The organism is Escherichia sp. E4702 (assembly GCF_963883545.1).
Lineage (GTDB): Bacteria > Pseudomonadota > Gammaproteobacteria > Enterobacterales > Enterobacteriaceae > Escherichia.
On record NZ_CAWORF010000014.1, the window covers coordinates 86,934 to 102,183 of the forward strand.

Sequence of the window (15,250 nt, forward strand, 5' to 3'; positions counted from 1 at the left end):
CGCTGTCAAAAAATGACTAAAAACCGACGTTTCATCCGCGTCGGTTATTTTTTGCTTCAAACCAATCATTCATACCAAGAGGCCGGGCTTCGTACCGGATAGATATTTACTAAAAATCGACAGTTGTTGTCGCTGAGGAATCCAAAAAAATGGGGCAATTTTTTGCTTACGCGACGGTTATCACCGTAAAGGAGAATGACCATGTCGCATAACGTTACTCCAAACACCTCTCGCGTGGAATTGCGTAAAACGCTTACGTTAGTTCCGGTTGTAATGATGGGTCTTGCCTATATGCAGCCGATGACGCTGTTTGATACATTTGGTATCGTTTCAGGCCTCACGGATGGTCATGTGCCGACAGCCTATGCATTCGCATTGATTGCGATCCTGTTTACGGCTCTGAGCTACGGGAAGCTGGTTCGCCGCTATCCTTCTGCTGGCTCTGCATACACTTACGCCCAGAAATCCATTAGCCCGACGGTTGGATTTATGGTGGGTTGGTCTTCTCTGCTCGACTATCTGTTCGCGCCGATGATCAACATTCTGCTGGCGAAAATCTATTTTGAAGCTCTGGTGCCTTCTATCCCATCGTGGATGTTTGTGGTGGCGCTGGTGGCCTTTATGACCGCCTTTAACCTGCGTAGTCTGAAATCCGTAGCGAACTTCAACACCGTAATCGTGGTGTTGCAGGTAGTGCTGATCGCGGTGATTCTGGGCATGGTTGTTTATGGCGTATTTGAAGGTGAAGGCGCTGGTACGCTGGCGAGCACGCGTCCGTTCTGGTCCGGTGATGCGCATGTCATCCCGATGATTACCGGTGCGACAATCCTGTGCTTCTCCTTTACCGGCTTTGACGGCATCAGCAACTTGTCGGAAGAAACCAAAGATGCAGAGCGCGTGATCCCGCGTGCGATTTTCCTGACCGCGCTGATTGGCGGCATGATCTTCATCTTTGCAACTTACTTCCTGCAACTGTACTTCCCGGATATCTCTCGCTTTAAAGATCCGGATGCGTCACAGCCTGAAATCATGCTGTACGTTGCGGGCAAAGCGTTCCAGGTTGGCGCGCTGATCTTCTCCACCATTACCGTACTGGCGTCCGGTATGGCGGCGCACGCAGGCGTAGCGCGTCTGATGTACGTAATGGGTCGTGACGGCGTGTTCCCGAAAAGCTTCTTCGGTTATGTACACCCGAAATGGCGTACTCCGGCGATGAATATTATCCTGGTTGGCGCGATTGCTCTGCTGGCAATCAACTTTGACCTGGTAATGGCAACGGCGCTGATTAACTTTGGTGCGCTGGTGGCGTTCACCTTCGTTAACCTGTCGGTTATCTCGCAGTTCTGGATCCGTGAGAAGCGTAACAAGACGCTGAAAGATCACTTCCAGTATCTGTTCCTGCCGATGTGTGGTGCGCTGACTGTAGGTGCGCTGTGGGTTAACCTGGAAGAAAGCTCAATGGTTCTGGGGCTGATCTGGGCGGCTATCGGTCTGATTTACCTGGCTTGCGTGACTAAGAGCTTCCGCAACCCGGTTCCGCAGTACGAAGACGTTGCATAATCTTACAAGCCGGATGACATAATCATCCGGTAAATCTAAAAAAGCCGGAGAGATATAAACTCCGGCTTTTTTGTTTCAGACGATCTCTTCCGCGTACTGCCAAAGCGCTTTTAACAGCGCTACTTTCTCTTTGTCATCGGCATATTGTTGTGCCAGCATCTGCAATTCATCAGCATAACCTTGCAAAAATTCTGCTGTGAAGACCTGACGGCGGTGCTCCAGCCAGCGTTGCTGCTCGGCGTAATCCAGCGTCCCCGGGAAGTTACGCGCCCGATAATTGAACAACAGTTTCTCAATACGTTTATCGACAAAGGTGATATCCAGTGCCGGTAAATTACGCGGCTCGGTTTCCAGGACAATTTTCATTGCTGCGCGATCGGCGTCACTGAAAAAGCCATTATAGAGCTGTGCATCGACGTTATCTGAAGGTGTAAATGGTTCGGCTTCAGCAAATATCGCAACCACTTTTTCGCGGACTTGCGGGTTTTCACGCAGAATTTTCAGGTTATCGAGACAATGCTGACGATTAATTCCCAGTCGGTCGGCATCTTCCGGGCGTAGCGTATTCGCCTGTGCCAGCACCGGGCATTTATTGATATGCACCAGCTTAACCGGGACTGCGGCGTTATCGCCCAGATCGGCCTTTGCTGTGTACAGACGCTCGCGCAGCGTGTCGCTGTCCAGCTCCAGTAATGGTGAAATATCTCCAGCTAAATCCACCATAATCACGGCATTGCGATTTTCAGGATGCCACGCCAGTGGTGCCACCCAGCTGGTATTGCCGCGCCATGCGCCAAACATACCGGAAACATGTACCAGCGGTTTCATCTGAGGCACATCAATCAACGCCGTCAGTTTGTGCTTATTACGATGGGTAAAGAGATAATCAAACAGGCGTGGTTGACGTGTTTTTACCAACTTCGCCATCGCAATAGTGGCGTACACATCGGCCATCGCATCGTGGGCGTTGCTATGTTCAATACCATTAGCTTTGGTTAAATGTTCAAGTCGAAAGCTCGGTAAACCATCTTCATTTTCAGGCCAGTTAATCCCCTCCGGGCGCAGGGCATAACAGGCACGCATCACGTCGAGCAGATCCCAGCGAGAGTTATCATGCTGCCAACTCCAGGCATAGGGATCGTAAAAATTACGATAAAAGATATTGCGCGTAACTTCGTCGTCAAAACGCACATTGTTGTAACCAAGAATACAGGTCTTCGGTACGGTAAAAAGCGAGTGAATACGGGCGGCAAAGGCAGCTTCGTTTTCCCCTTTTGCACGCGCTTCCTGTGGCGTGATTCCGGTGATTAACACCGCCCCTGGCTGGGGTAAATAATCGTCCGCAGGCTTACAGTAAAAGACTTCAGGTTCGCCGATAATATTGAATTCGCTATCAGTGCGAATGGCGGCAAACTGCGCAGGGCGATCTAACGCGGGGTGCGTGCCAAAGGTTTCGTAATCATGAAACAAAAAGGTAGATTGTTGCTTACCGTCATTCATCGTTAGGTTAAATCCGTTATTTCTGTTGTATGCCAGAGTATCAAATATCACCGTGCTAATCAGCTTTAGAGCGATATTTTGGCTGCGTGTGGAAACAGATAATGTCGGATTAAAATGAGATAACTGTCACATTTTCTTGCACTTTATTCCAGCCAGTTCATCAGGATTTCCGTAAAAAGAACAGCTATTGGAAACACCTGAGGATTTACTGTTGAAACGCCGTCTTATTATTGCTGCTTCTTTGTTCGTTTTTAATTTATCGTCTGGTTTTGCGGCGGAAAATATTCCCTTTTCACCCCAACCACCGGAGATTCATGCGGGATCATGGGTTTTGATGGATTACACAACCGGACAGATCCTCACGGCGGGTAATGAGCACCAACAACGTAATCCTGCCAGCCTGACTAAGCTAATGACGGGCTATGTCGTCGATCGCGCTATCGATAGCCATCGCATAACACCAGACGATATTGTCACTGTGGGACGCGATGCGTGGGCGAAAGATAATCCTGTTTTTGTCGGCTCTTCACTGATGTTTTTGAAAGAGGGCGATCGTGTATCGGTACGTGATTTAAGCCGTGGATTAATTGTGGATTCCGGCAATGACGCCTGTGTGGCGCTTGCAGATTATATTGCCGGGGGGCAACGGCAGTTCGTCACAATGATGAACAATTACGCTGAAAAGTTGCATTTACAGGATACCCATTTTGAAACGGTTCACGGTCTGGATGCGCTGGGCCAGCATAGCTCAGCCTATGATTTAGCCGTGCTTTCTCGCGCCATCATCCACGGCGAACCTGAGTTTTACCATATGTACAGCGAAAAAAGCCTTACCTGGAACGGCATCACCCAGCAAAACCGAAACGGGCTATTGTGGGATAAAACCATGAACGTTGACGGCCTGAAAACCGGGCATACATCCGGGGCCGGGTTTAATCTCATTGCTTCGGCGGTGGATGGGCAACGCCGTCTCATTGCAGTGGTAATGGGGGCCGACAGCGCAAAAGCTCGCGAAGAAGAGGCTAGAAAATTACTGCGTTGGGGGCAGCAAAACTTTACTACGGTGCAAATTTTGCACCGTGGGAAAAAGGTCGGTACGGAACGCATCTGGTATGGTGATAAAGAAAACATCGCACTGGGAACGGAACAAGAGTTCTGGATGGTGCTGCCGAAAGCGGAAATCTCTAATATCAAAGCAAATTATACCCTTGATGGTAAAGAACTAACTGCGCCAGTTGCTGCTCACAAGCGGGTAGGGGAAATTGAGCTGTACGACCGCGATAAATTGGTTGCGCATTGGCCATTGGTTACCCTGGAGTCTGTCGGTGAAGGCGGTATGTTTTCCAGATTGAGCGATTATTTCCACCATAAATCCTGACCTTTATTTAGCGCCGACTGGCAGGAGTGCGAGTCTGCTCGCATAATCAACACTCATTCCTTGTGGTATTTACATTGCAAATACACTGTACAAAAAAACAGTGCATGTGGAGGCGTCATGAACTACGAGATTAAGCAGGAAGATAAACGTACCGTTGCAGGTTTCCATCTCGTTGGCCCGTGGGAACAAACGGTGAAGAAAGGTTTTGAGCAGTTGATGATGTGGGTAGACAACAAAAAAGTTGTGCCTAAGGAATGGATCGCCGTCTATTACGATAACCCAGATGAAACACCTGCCGAAAAGTTACGTTGTGACACGGTGGTTTCCCTGGAGAACAACTTCACTCTACCGGAAAACAGTGAAGGCGTGATCCTGACGGAAATCTCCGGTGGGCAATATGCGGTCGCCGTTGCTCGCGTAGAAGGCGATGATTTTTCTACGCCATGGTATCAGTTTTTTAATACTCTCTTGCAAGACAGTGCTTATCAGATGTCACCTAAGCCCTGTTTCGAAGTTTATCTTAATAACGGAGCGGAAGACGGCTATTGGGATATTGAAATGTATGTCGCAGTGCAGCCGAAAATGGGTTAATGCTGGTGTAACAACAGGGTGTTAACCTGATTGCTTCGCTGTTTTTCGTCATGTAAAAGGGTAAAATTGACCTTCAGACTTCTGATAATCCCTTCGGGAATGTTCCTGATTACTTTTTGTAAGTCGGCTGGACACCTGGTTTAGTGTCTGGCCGCGGTAATCGTTCTGAGTTAACTTCATCCTTATTTAACGGAGTTCCAGCGTGCGAGCTGATAAGTGCCTTAGTCCGTTTGAAATTCGTGTGTACCGTCATTACCGTATCGTGCATGGTACTCGCGTCGCGCTAGCATTCCTGCTGACTTTTCTCATTATTCGCCTGTTTACTATCCCGGAAAGCACATGGCCACTGGTCACTATGGTGGTGATCATGGGGCCTATCTCGTTTTGGGGTAACGTCGTCCCTCGAGCATTCGAACGTATTGGCGGTACGGTGTTCGGCTCGATTTTAGGTCTTATAGCCCTGCAACTGGAGTTAATTTCGTTACCTCTGATGTTGGTCTGGTGCGCGGCGGCGATGTTCCTTTGCGGTTGGTTGGCGCTGGGCAAGAAACCTTATCAAGGCTTATTGATTGGTGTGACGCTGGCGATTGTTGTTGGTTCCCCGACAGGTGAAATTGATACGGCATTATGGCGAAGCGGCGATGTGATCCTCGGCTCCCTACTGGCAATGGTTTTTACTGGCATCTGGCCGCAGCGAGCTTTCATCCACTGGCGTATTCAACTGGCGAAAAGCCTTACCGAATATAACCGTGTCTACCAATCAGCATTTTCACCGAACCTACTGGAACGTCCGCATCTGGAAAGCCATCTGCAAAAACTCCTGGCTGATGCCGTGAAAATGCGTGGGCTGATTGCACCCGCCAGCAAAGAAACCCGTATTCCAAAATCGATATATGAAGGTATCCAGACGATTAACCGTAATCTGGTTTGTATGCTGGAGCTGCAAATCAATGCTTACTGGGCCACGAGGCCTAGTCATTTCGTGCTACTGAATGCGCAAAAACTGCGCGACACACAGCAAATGATGCAGCAAATAGTGCTGACTCTTGTTCATGCCCTGTACGAAGGTAATCCACAGCCGGTTTTTGCTAATACAGAAAAACTGAACGATGCTGTGGAAGAGTTGCGCCAGTTGCTCGCTAATCATCATGATCTGAAAGTCGTTGAGACGCCGATTTATGGCTATGTATGGCTAAACATGGAAACGGCGCATCAACTGGAGTTGCTGTCAAATCTGATTTGTCGGGCTTTGCGCAAATAAATTCCGACCTTCAGAATCAAATTGTTGCTGCTTCGATTCAGCAAGGATAAAGGGTATGATAGTGAATAGGGATAAAAGCATTGTCATCTGCGGCAGCTATGAGTAATGTTGGCCCTAACGAATAGCGGTTGCTTAAACGAATCCGACTCTCACATTATCAGGGGTATAAAAATGGAAACTACCAAGCCTTCATTCCAGGACGTGCTGGAATTTGTTCGTCTGTTCCGCCGTAAGAACAAACTGCAACGTGAAATCCAGGACGTTGAGAAAAAGATCCGTGACAACCAGAAACGTGTCCTGCTGCTCGACAACCTGAGCGACTACATCAAACCTGGTATGAGCGTTGAAGCAATTCAGGGCATCATCGCCAGCATGAAAGGCGACTATGAAGATCGTGTTGATGATTACATCATCAAAAATGCTGAGCTCTCCAAAGAACGCCGCGATATCTCCAAAAAGCTGAAAGCTATGGGCGAAATGAAAAACGGCGAAGCGAAGTAATTTCTACTTTATTCAATGAGGATTGCCGGGCAATCCTCATTGTTCATTGATTCTTTTCTCCGTGTCGTAAGTCATCATTCCCATCTCATAACATATTGAAATTTCTGGCTTAACGACTGCCTTCTTCTGTATGCAACAAGGCAAGAAGTTCTGCAACCCCGATGTTATTTACCGCACTGGTCACTAACACCTTTCGTGCTCCAGCTTCCCGTAGCCAGCATTTCACCAAAGATATCTGTTCTTCACTGGCTAAATCCACTTTGGTGACTACCCCAATGACCGGGCGATTCATTGACGTGGTAAAGCCTGGCGAAAAAGGTGACCACGGTGCGTCCGCATTAAGCACCAGCGCTATAATGTCTGCTTCACAGGCGCTGACCAGCAGCGCACTGTAAAGACTGCGGTTTTCGAGGTATTCCCCGGGAGTGTCAATGGTGGCCGGTGACCAGACGATAGCCTGCGTTTTCTGATACTGAATGTCTTCCCCGCGCAGGCATTGCGTGAGTGACGTTTTTCCGCACTGGCTGGGTCCGATGAGCATCATACGTTGCATCGAGTCAGGTCCGGGTAATGGGGCAGGCGGTAAAGCGCATCATTTCGCCCAGCGTTCGGGTAACCTGGCTAAGTGCATATTCGATAGCAGAAACATCGCCAGTCAGAACTACCGCGCCGGTAAAACGATCAAGAAAACCAATCTCTACAGCGCCTGACTTTGTGGCGATATCGCACGCGATGATAGATGCTTCGCTGGGGGTAATCGTCAGAATGCCAATAGCGGAAACGGTGTCCGGTAAGCCTAATTTTTTAAACAGATCCTTTCCAGGATTTGCAATAACATGTGCCAGCGTGACCTGTTTACCGGGGACATATTCCTGAATCATTCGTTCAGTCGTGTGCTGAGGTGACATTATCCCTCCACCATCTGACGCCACATGGCTTCATGCGGACGGGCAATTACTGAGCGATAGACCAACAAACCTTTTTCCCCCGCTCGCTCGCTGGCGACAGATACCGCGTTATTAACATCAGAAATATCGCCTGCCACTACCATGTAGCATTTACCGCCAATACCAAAGGCCATATGTACCCGTACGAGCGTGACGTTTGCCGCTTTCACTGCACAATCGGCAGCGTCAATGCAGGCCGCTACACTCCAGGTTTCGACTACACCGACAGCCCGTCGCTGGTCAACATGGTTCAGACCGCTGATTGCGGGCAGGATAGTGGGATGAATATTAGGAAGGACCAGACTGTCGACCAGCATTTCACCTGCAAGGGAAGCGCCGCTGTTGATGGCCTGCTGTACTGCACCGACATCGCCGCCGAGCATCAGCAGAAATTTACCGGGGCAAAGCGTTTTGCTGACCAGTAATTCAACGTTGGCGCTTTTCAGCATGGCATCGCCGGTTTCCATCCCTTTCGCGATACTACTAAGTTCTAAAATACCTACCGCTTTTGACATGGTTAACCTCTCACAAGCGTAATCGCGTTTTCTGTCACATCGCTGACCATGCCATCAATACTGGCATGAACAGGGGCGCCTAATGCGCCGTGTGGAATTTGACCTACACATTGCCCATGAACGACGCGATCGCCTTTTTGTACACACGCAATTGCGCTGGCACCGATGTGCTGGCGTAACAATAACGTCACTTTTTCGGGTTGTGGCACCTGTTCAGACAATGGCGCGTCCTGATACCACGGGGTTAAGCCCAATCTGGTTACCAGCCGTTTTACTGGAATCAGCCGATAATTTGCCATGGCATCCTCAGGATTTAAGGCACCTTCGTAGCGGAGATTTTTGGCGCGTAATTCCTGCTTAAGCAGGCGGTTTATGCGCATGGGTGAAATACCTACCGGGCAGGCAACGCTGGCGCAGACGTTGCACTCCGAACAGGTGAGCGCTGTCAGTAACAGTTGCGGCGTAGCGAGCTGTTGGTAGTTAACCGCACGTACTAACAAATGCGGTGACAGTTCGTGACCGATTAAATGACGTGGGCAGAGATCGGTGCATAAGCGGCATTGTTCACAAACGGTTTTCGCGACGGCAAGTACGCTGCGGTCATCCTGCATTCGACGTTGGAGCAGTGAATGAGAGTTGGGTAAAACCAGCAGGCCGCCAGTGGTTTTGCTGACTGGCGTATCGAGCGATGTGATCAAACTCCCCATCATCGGACCGCCATTGATAAAACCAGGATTATCTACCGTTGCGCCTCCCGCCAGCGCCAGTACCTCGCGTAAAGAGATCCCGATGGGAACGGTCACCGTTACGGGTTTAGCAACTGCACCATTAACGGTTAGCGTGCGGCGCGTTACCGGATACTGCTGCTCAACAGCTCTGGCAATATTCAGCACAGTCTGGACGTTATTGACGACTACGCCGACGCTAACGGGCAACGCGGCTGGTGGAACGCGGCGACCTGTTGCCATCCAGATGGTCAGCACTTCGTCTCCTGCGGGGTAAACGTCGGGCAAAATATGCAGGCGGATATCAGGCGGTAGTAATGGTGTGAGGGCGTTTATTGCCAGTTGATACTTTTCTTTCAGCGCGATGATTCCGCTACTGGCCCCGGTGGCTTTCATCGCGTAGTGAACGCCGCGAAGCAGGCGACTGGCTTGCTGCGCCATTAACTGCTGGTCCACTTTCAGCATCGGTTCGCATTCCGCCGCATTCACCAGGAACGTATCAACACGTGCTTGTAGCTTGATATGTGTCGGAAAGCCAGCCCCACCAGCACCTACGACGCCTGCTGCTTGTACTCGCTCGCGGATCGTCTGACCGTCGCAGGAGGTTAACTCGACGTTCATAACAACTCCTCAAGCAGTTCTGCAATAGCATTGGCATCAGCCACACGTGGATTGGTACGCAATGTTGCATCCGCCAGCGCCGCCTGAACCATATCGGGAATACGTGATGACCATTCTGCTCTTTTTTCTTTCAGAGCATTGGCGAGAGTCGGTATTGAACACGCTTTTTTGAGCTGTTCAATATGTTGAATGAGTGCATTCAGGCTTGCGGTGTCATTGGCATTGCCCGGGCATAAATGACACGTTTTAGCCAGCCGGGCGTAGCGTTTGACGGCGCGAGGATCGCCAGCATTAAAACGAATAACTGACGTCAGCAGGAGCGCATTCGCCAGACCGTGGGGCAAATGAAACTGCCCACCGAGTTGATGGGCAATCGCATGATTTAATCCCAGTCCGGCCTGACTAAAGGCAATTCCTGCAAGTGTAGAGGCATTATGCATTTTACCGCGGGTGGCAAGACAATCGCCTTTCTTCACTGCAGTGGGCAGGTAACGAAAAACAATTTGCATGGATTTTTCGACCATTGCATCTGTGAAGTCACTGGCGCGGGGAGAAACATAGGCTTCAAGCGCATGGGTTAAAACATCCATTCCGGTATTGGCCGTTATCGCGGGTGGCACACTGACGACCAGCGAGGGGTCGAGGACTGCGATATCCGGATAAAGTGCATCATCGAAAAGGGGATATTTAATTCCCTTCTCAGGATCGCTGATGACACAGGCGCTGGTCACTTCTGAACCAGTGCCGCTGGTGGTGGGGATGGCTACGCAGGTTTCAATTTCGATAGCACACTGGCGACTAAACCAGACAATCGCTTTTGCGGCATCCAGTGCAGAGCCGCCGCCAAAACCGATAACCACATCCGGGCGTAAAGTTTGCATCTGAGTGATGCCTTTTACCACTGTCTGGATAGTTGGATCGGGCGTTATTTCGCTAAAAATACTGAGGCGATTGCTGTCGGGTAGCGCCAGGCGCAAGGTATCAATCAACGGCGATCGCGCCAGAAAGGTGTCGCAAATAATCCAGATGTGCTTATTCGTGAAACGGTTAAGTACTTTGAGACTTCCCGGTCCGCTGTATAAACGCGTCTGCAGTGAAAAAGTATTCATTTCCGTTTCTCTAGCGAATGGAAAAGCCGCTGGTTAACACACAGCGTCGTGAGCGGGCAAAAGTCCGGGCTGACGTTGTCCCTTCTCCGGTCGGTGTAGCAATGGTGAAGGTCGTAAAGCCTTCGCCGCCGACGCCAATACCCGCCCAGGAAGGACCGTTTTTGACAAAGATTGAAGTTTGCATAACGCGCGCGGCAAGGTTGAGCCGTGAGATGTTCTGCGAGTGCATGATTGCGGTGTGATGCAAACTGTCTTCTACATTCAGCGCAAGTGTGAGGGCGCTATCAAAATCGTTGACCTTCACAATGGGTAGCATTGGCATGAGTTGTTCGCTGGTAACCCAGCTATCATCGGCGTCAACAACGGCAATCAGCAAGCGGGGCGCTTTTGCTGGCAAAGGGAGGCCTGCGGCTTCCAGCAAGGCTGATGGACTTTTGCCGACCAGTTTTTTGTTGGCCACGCCGTCTGGCAGGCAAACAGCACGCAATTTTTCAGTTTGTTCATGGTTAAGAAGAAGGGCGCCAAAACTTTGCATCTGCTGAATCAAATAATCTGCCACTGAGGTCACGACGATTAGGCTTTTTTCAGCGATACACGGCAGGTTGTAATCAAACGAGGCTCCGTTAATGATGTCTTCGGCAGCTTTCACAATATCTGCCGTTTCATCGACGATGCAGGGGGGATTACCCGCACCGGCACCAATCACTTTCTTGCCACTTTTCATTCCCATGGCGACGATACCCGGACCGCCGGTAATCGCCAGAACGCTGATTTTAGGGTGCACCATCATCTGTTCGGTTGCGGCAAAGGTCGGTTCAGATACAGTAACGATCAGGTTATGAATGCCACTACAGCGAAACGCGATGTCTTCGATTATGGCGATCAATTTCAGCGAGACGTTTTGGGCTCCCGGGTGTGGACTGAAGTAGACGCTATTACCAGCTGCCAGCATGCTGATGCTGTTGTTAATGATGGTTTCCGTGGGATTGGTACTTGGCGTGACCGAGCCAATAACTCCAAACGGGGAGTATTCAAACAAAACCATGCCACCATCACCGGTCAGTGCGGTGGTGGTTAAATCTTCAATTCCTGGTGTGTTATCGAGTGCCGCTTTGTTTTTTAAGTACTTATCTTCTTTATTTCCCATTCCCGTTTCGTTAGCGCTCTCTTCCGCCAGTTCTGTAAGACGGGGCGTTAATTCTTCGCGAATGGCGCTGATAATGGCGCTGCGAGTCTTAAGAGGACACTGTTGAAAACGCAAAAAGGCCTGGTGTGCAGCGCCGATAGCTTCATCGACAGTCTGGAAAATACCGTTTTTTTGCGTTTGTGATGTCGTGGGGACTAGCTGCTCGCGCAGAATATTGCGGATCAGTGTTTCTAATTCAGAGTTATTCATTGGTTTTCTCCCACGTTAATTGCCGTCATTGCGCTTTGGGCAATATCCATGTCTTGTTCAACGCTACCACCACTAATCCCAAGCCCTCCAAGCAATATTCCGTCACGCCAGAGGGGGAAGCCGCCACCAAAAGTGACGACTTTGCCTTGCATATGGCTTTCTAGCCCGTAAAGTGGCGCCCCCGGTTGCACGGTATCCGTAAGCTTGTGTGTTGCCGTTTTCATCGCCACGGCGGTCCAGGCTTTTTTCGGTGCCAGTTCACTGCTAACCAGCAGTGCATCAGGCATCCGCCAGGTAACACTTTCTGTTCCGTTGGCATCGACAATGCTGATAACAACGGGAATATGCAGTTCATCCGCACGCATTGCCGCGCTACGAATGAGCTGATGAAGATCCTGAAAAGTGAGCGACATCGTGCGTTCCTTCAATGCTGAAGTGTGGTTGGCTTCGTGATAACGTTTTGTGATTTCCTGAATCATCAGGTTCTGATGAGCAACGTTGTCTTCCACGCGGGCGAGGGCATACAGGCAATCGGAAAGTCGGTTGATATAGTGCAATAAAACATGGCGGACGCTGGATTCCGTTGTCAGTTCAACCAGGCGTCTTTCAGCCCGCCGGGCTACCGTGCGCGCGAAATGCATGCGGCTCGCGGCTTCACAACGTCCAGGCAGAATGAAGCAGTGAACTGGAGGAACAGCGCTCATTGCGCTATCGATCGCTTTTTCAAGTGCGGCAATTTCTTCCGTACTGATGTAACGCTGCTGCGCTGATGGCTGCTCGCTTTCACTGGCGAGTTCGGCGCTAAACCAAAATATCTGTTGCTGAATGGCTTCCAGTAATATGCGATGGCTTTCGATGGCGGTGGCGCAATAACACAGACTGAGTGTCGCGTTCAGTTCATCCAGTGTGCCGTAGGCTTCGACGCGTAGATGAGTTTTACTCACGCGTTGTCCGGTAAATAGAGACGTACTTCCTGAATCACCTGTGCGGGTATAAATCGCCATCTTTCAACTCCTTAGCGCGAAATCGTATCTACAATGCCGACCACTGCCAGGTCGATGGCTTCGTTGGGGCCGCTAAAAACATGTCTGGCGCTGGATCCACTGCTGAGGAGTACCAGCTCACCGACGCCAGCGCCAACTGAATCAACAGCAACTTCGTCGCCAGTTAATGGCGTGAGAGGCAATTCGCCGTCAGCACTGACCCGGCGAACCAGCAGCAGTTTTTTCCCGACCAGGGTAGGTGATTTTTGCGTGGATACCACCGCGCCAGTGACTCGAGCCAGATGCATGGGTTACTCCTGCCTGATTAACTGAATGTTTCGGGTCATTGCCGCTTCACGCGCAAGTGCGGTCACACAGCATTTCCGTTGCAACACCACTATCCCTGCGCATAACTGCACTACGTCGGCATAACTTAAAAGTTGACCACGATGAAGGTGGATTGGTTGTCCTTGTTCGTCGCACCAGGTTAGCGGTAGATGGGCGAGATGCTTCAATTTGATGGCGTTCAGGAAATGACTCTGCAACGACAATTGAATGTGTATTCCCCAGCTAACGCCTCGTGAATGTGGATTACCGCTCGATCTGACGTTTCGTTCTCCGCAAGTTGTCGCAGCAACGGTAAATCGACGAATCGAATTTGTAACGAAGCATACTGATGAACTATCTCGTGAACGCTGGCTTCTCGCAGTTGCGAAACCGTCAGCGCGAGTGTTTTCCCCGCACGTTGTTTCAGGCGAAAAATCACTTCTTCAACAATGTGTTGCATCAGTTTGTTATTCATGGCACCGACACCAGCGTGGCAAAAACGTCAGGATTATCAGCGCCTGCGGCGTTGGCCTCGTCGGTATCAATATGCATTTCAAGGCGCATATCTGGTGAGACGCGAACAGCAACGTTATCGAATATCAGTCGTCGTTCATCACCTTCAATGGCGACCGCCACTTTATCGCCATGTGTAACGCCATAAATCAGGGCATCAAGCGAAGACATATGAATGTGCCGTTGTGCGACAATAACGCCAGAAGCGATTTCCAGCTCTGCAAACGGGCTTATCAGACGAATCCCCGGTGTGCCGCTGAGATCGCCAGACATACGTAGCGGGGCGGTGATCCCTAATGTTCTGGCGTCAGTCCGGGAAATCTCCACCTGGCTTGAGTTACGTAGTGGCCCTAACAAGCGAACGTTGTGTAATTTGCCTTTTGGTCCCACCAGCGTAACAACCTGTTCAGCAGCGAATTGACCAGGTTGCAGTAATGACTTTTTCTCGCTGATCGGTTGTTCAGGAAAAAGGCGCACATAATCCGCCGTTGAAAGATGAATATGGCGACTGGAAACGCCCAGTGGGATAGGGCGCTCGCGCATTTCATCCAGAACCTGGCTGACAGTTTCCTGCAAGGTTTGTTTATCCATTGCTACTCCCCTCGCTTATCAGAGTGCAGACAAAGTGAACGTGGCTCACCTTTTTGCCGTTGACACGCGGGATCAAGACACAAATTACAGCTGATAATCTCTGGGGGGGCGACTGTTGCTGGCGTTTCGCTTACTGCCACCGTCATATTCATTGCTTCTGTTGGGCGGGGCAGTATTCCCTCACCCGGGCGGGCAATCACTTTGTGTGCGACGAGGCCATTTCGCTGTTCGGCGAAACTGGCACCCGTCGCGATCGCCGCATTAACCGAGGCGACGTCACCGGTGATTTTAATGAGCGTCCAGCCTGAGCCATTGGTCTTCTCAAGGCCAACCAGCGTGATGGACGCGGCTTTTGCCATAGCATCTGCGCAACTGATGGCGAGTGCCAGACCACTGATTTCAAGTAATCCCAGTGATTGCTTCACGCTGTGCTCCTTAGCGAATGGGGTTATGCAGATTTAGGTAAAATGGCCTCAACATCGCTGTGTGGCCGCGGGATGACATGGCAGGATTTCACTTCGCCAACGGCGCTTGCGGCGGTGCTTCCTGCATCAACGGCGGCTTTTACTGCGCCAACATCGCCACGGACCATCACCGTAATCAGACCCGAACCAATCTTTTCATAGCCAACCAGTTGCACGTTGGCGGATTTAACCATGGCATCTGCGGCTTCAATTGCGCCAACTAACCCTTTTGTTTCAACCAGTCCTAGTGCGTTGTTCATACAGCGTT

General features: G+C 50.4%; 18 protein-coding genes and 1 pseudogene. 6 read left to right on the plus strand and 13 right to left on the minus strand.

Annotated features, from left to right (window positions below; translation table 11 throughout):
• The first annotated feature begins 149 nt into the window (after positions 1-149).
• Together yoeI and plaP are read left to right on the plus strand one after the other, a co-directional pair.
• Entirely contained in the window at positions 150-212 is a 63-nt protein-coding gene (yoeI, locus tag AACU94_RS06340; protein WP_010723108.1) for a membrane protein YoeI, read from the plus strand.
• On the plus strand, positions 202-1,560 hold the full coding sequence (gene plaP, locus AACU94_RS06345) for a putrescine/proton symporter PlaP (protein ID WP_000019197.1): 1,359 nt from the start codon (positions 202-204) through the stop codon (positions 1,558-1,560). Before yoeI ends, plaP begins: the two co-directional genes overlap by 11 nt.
• Positions 1,561-1,635: 75 nt before the next feature.
• On the opposite strand, the gene sbcB is transcribed toward plaP, so the two are convergent.
• Positions 1,636-3,060: an exodeoxyribonuclease I gene (sbcB, locus tag AACU94_RS06350; RefSeq protein ID WP_135489127.1), complete on the minus strand. Its 1,425-nt coding sequence runs from the start codon at positions 3,058-3,060 to the stop codon at positions 1,636-1,638.
• 211 nt (positions 3,061-3,271) lie between these two features.
• On the opposite strand from sbcB, the gene dacD reads away from it, so the two are divergent.
• From dacD to AACU94_RS06370, 4 genes are all read left to right on the plus strand, one after another.
• On the plus strand, positions 3,272-4,438 hold the full coding sequence (gene dacD / locus AACU94_RS06355) for a serine-type D-Ala-D-Ala carboxypeptidase DacD (RefSeq protein ID WP_135489128.1): 1,167 nt from the start codon (positions 3,272-3,274) through the stop codon (positions 4,436-4,438).
• Positions 4,439-4,555: 117 nt separating this feature from the next.
• Positions 4,556-5,029: a DNA gyrase inhibitor SbmC gene (gene sbmC, locus AACU94_RS06360; protein ID WP_130216383.1), complete on the plus strand. Its 474-nt coding sequence runs from the start codon at positions 4,556-4,558 to the stop codon at positions 5,027-5,029.
• A gap of 202 nt (positions 5,030-5,231) precedes the next feature.
• Positions 5,232-6,290: an FUSC family protein gene (locus tag AACU94_RS06365; RefSeq protein ID WP_135405056.1), complete on the plus strand. Its 1,059-nt coding sequence runs from the start codon at positions 5,232-5,234 to the stop codon at positions 6,288-6,290.
• Positions 6,291-6,461: 171 nt separating this feature from the next.
• Positions 6,462-6,791, plus strand: coding sequence for a DUF496 family protein (locus AACU94_RS06370; RefSeq protein ID WP_000450409.1), 330 nt, complete (start codon positions 6,462-6,464; stop codon positions 6,789-6,791).
• A gap of 109 nt (positions 6,792-6,900) precedes the next feature.
• On the opposite strand, the gene AACU94_RS06375 is transcribed toward AACU94_RS06370, so the two are convergent.
• The 12 genes and pseudogenes from AACU94_RS06375 to pduJ all read right to left on the minus strand — a co-directional run bounded on the left by AACU94_RS06375 (position 6,901) and on the right by pduJ (position 15,242).
• Positions 6,901-7,344 (minus strand): EutP/PduV family microcompartment system protein, encoded by a 444-nt coding sequence (locus AACU94_RS06375; RefSeq protein WP_130216387.1) that lies wholly within the window; start codon positions 7,342-7,344, stop codon positions 6,901-6,903.
• Between the two features lie 4 nt (positions 7,345-7,348).
• The gene (gene pduU / locus AACU94_RS06380) at positions 7,349-7,699 is read right to left on the minus strand and encodes a propanediol utilization microcompartment protein PduU (protein WP_130216389.1); all 351 of its coding nucleotides are present in this window, start codon (positions 7,697-7,699) and stop codon (positions 7,349-7,351) included.
• Entirely contained in the window at positions 7,699-8,253 is a 555-nt protein-coding gene (gene pduT / locus AACU94_RS06385; protein WP_130257601.1) for a propanediol utilization microcompartment protein PduT, read from the minus strand. The genes pduU and pduT overlap by 1 nt, the downstream gene beginning before the upstream one ends.
• 2 nt (positions 8,254-8,255) lie before the next feature.
• Positions 8,256-9,599 carry a 4Fe-4S dicluster domain-containing protein gene (locus AACU94_RS06390; RefSeq protein WP_135489129.1) on the minus strand — a complete coding sequence of 448 codons (1,344 nt, stop codon included), beginning with the start codon at positions 9,597-9,599 and terminating at the stop codon, positions 8,256-8,258.
• A complete protein-coding gene (locus tag AACU94_RS06395) occupies positions 9,596-10,708 on the minus strand; it encodes a 1-propanol dehydrogenase PduQ (RefSeq protein WP_135489130.1) in 1,113 nt (370 codons plus the stop codon). Before AACU94_RS06395 ends, AACU94_RS06390 begins: the two co-directional genes overlap by 4 nt.
• A 10-nt stretch (positions 10,709-10,718) precedes the next feature.
• Positions 10,719-12,104 carry a CoA-acylating propionaldehyde dehydrogenase PduP gene (gene pduP, locus AACU94_RS06400; protein ID WP_130257604.1) on the minus strand — a complete coding sequence of 462 codons (1,386 nt, stop codon included), beginning with the start codon at positions 12,102-12,104 and terminating at the stop codon, positions 10,719-10,721.
• Complete coding sequence (pduO, locus tag AACU94_RS06405) at positions 12,101-13,108, minus strand: two-domain cob(I)yrinic acid a,c-diamide adenosyltransferase PduO (RefSeq protein ID WP_130222289.1); 1,008 nt, start codon at positions 13,106-13,108, stop codon at positions 12,101-12,103. The genes pduP and pduO overlap by 4 nt, the downstream gene beginning before the upstream one ends.
• Before the next feature lie 11 nt (positions 13,109-13,119).
• Positions 13,120-13,395 (minus strand): EutN/CcmL family microcompartment protein, encoded by a 276-nt coding sequence (locus tag AACU94_RS06410; protein ID WP_130257605.1) that lies wholly within the window; start codon positions 13,393-13,395, stop codon positions 13,120-13,122.
• A 3-nt stretch (positions 13,396-13,398) separates the two neighbouring features.
• Positions 13,399-13,889, minus strand: a pseudogene (gene pduM, locus AACU94_RS06415) (microcompartment protein PduM).
• Positions 13,886-14,518 carry a phosphate propanoyltransferase gene (locus tag AACU94_RS06420; RefSeq protein ID WP_130216403.1) on the minus strand — a complete coding sequence of 211 codons (633 nt, stop codon included), beginning with the start codon at positions 14,516-14,518 and terminating at the stop codon, positions 13,886-13,888. Before AACU94_RS06420 ends, pduM begins: the two are co-directional and overlap by 4 nt.
• A gap of 2 nt (positions 14,519-14,520) precedes the next feature.
• On the minus strand, positions 14,521-14,970 hold the full coding sequence (locus AACU94_RS06425) for a BMC domain-containing protein (RefSeq protein WP_135489131.1): 450 nt from the start codon (positions 14,968-14,970) through the stop codon (positions 14,521-14,523).
• A complete protein-coding gene (gene pduJ, locus AACU94_RS06430; protein ID WP_135489132.1) occupies positions 14,967-15,242 on the minus strand; it encodes a propanediol utilization microcompartment protein PduJ in 276 nt (91 codons plus the stop codon). The genes AACU94_RS06425 and pduJ overlap by 4 nt, the downstream gene beginning before the upstream one ends.
• Positions 15,243-15,250 lie beyond the last annotated feature (8 nt).

What these genes read in the sequence shown, in the direction of transcription:
- pduU (WP_130216389.1), bottom strand. Translation starts at nt 7,699, where the DNA reads ATGTCACCTCAGCACACGACTGAACGAATGATTCAGGAATATGTCCCC.
- sbcB (WP_135489127.1), bottom strand. Translation starts at nt 3,060, where the DNA reads ATGAATGACGGTAAGCAACAATCTACCTTTTTGTTTCATGATTACGAA.
- pduT (WP_130257601.1), bottom strand. Translation starts at nt 8,253, where the DNA reads ATGTCAAAAGCGGTAGGTATTTTAGAACTTAGTAGTATCGCGAAAGGG.
- AACU94_RS06420 (WP_130216403.1), bottom strand. Translation starts at nt 14,518, where the DNA reads ATGGATAAACAAACCTTGCAGGAAACTGTCAGCCAGGTTCTGGATGAA.
- plaP (WP_000019197.1), top strand. Translation starts at nt 202, where the DNA reads ATGTCGCATAACGTTACTCCAAACACCTCTCGCGTGGAATTGCGTAAA.
- pduJ (WP_135489132.1), bottom strand. Translation starts at nt 15,242, where the DNA reads ATGAACAACGCACTAGGACTGGTTGAAACAAAAGGGTTAGTTGGCGCA.
- sbmC (WP_130216383.1), top strand. Translation starts at nt 4,556, where the DNA reads ATGAACTACGAGATTAAGCAGGAAGATAAACGTACCGTTGCAGGTTTC.
- AACU94_RS06390 (WP_135489129.1), bottom strand. Translation starts at nt 9,599, where the DNA reads ATGAACGTCGAGTTAACCTCCTGCGACGGTCAGACGATCCGCGAGCGA.
- AACU94_RS06395 (WP_135489130.1), bottom strand. Translation starts at nt 10,708, where the DNA reads ATGAATACTTTTTCACTGCAGACGCGTTTATACAGCGGACCGGGAAGT.
- pduO (WP_130222289.1), bottom strand. Translation starts at nt 13,108, where the DNA reads ATGGCGATTTATACCCGCACAGGTGATTCAGGAAGTACGTCTCTATTT.
- AACU94_RS06410 (WP_130257605.1), bottom strand. Translation starts at nt 13,395, where the DNA reads ATGCATCTGGCTCGAGTCACTGGCGCGGTGGTATCCACGCAAAAATCA.
- AACU94_RS06375 (WP_130216387.1), bottom strand. Translation starts at nt 7,344, where the DNA reads ATGCAACGTATGATGCTCATCGGACCCAGCCAGTGCGGAAAAACGTCA.
- pduP (WP_130257604.1), bottom strand. Translation starts at nt 12,104, where the DNA reads ATGAATAACTCTGAATTAGAAACACTGATCCGCAATATTCTGCGCGAG.
- AACU94_RS06370 (WP_000450409.1), top strand. Translation starts at nt 6,462, where the DNA reads ATGGAAACTACCAAGCCTTCATTCCAGGACGTGCTGGAATTTGTTCGT.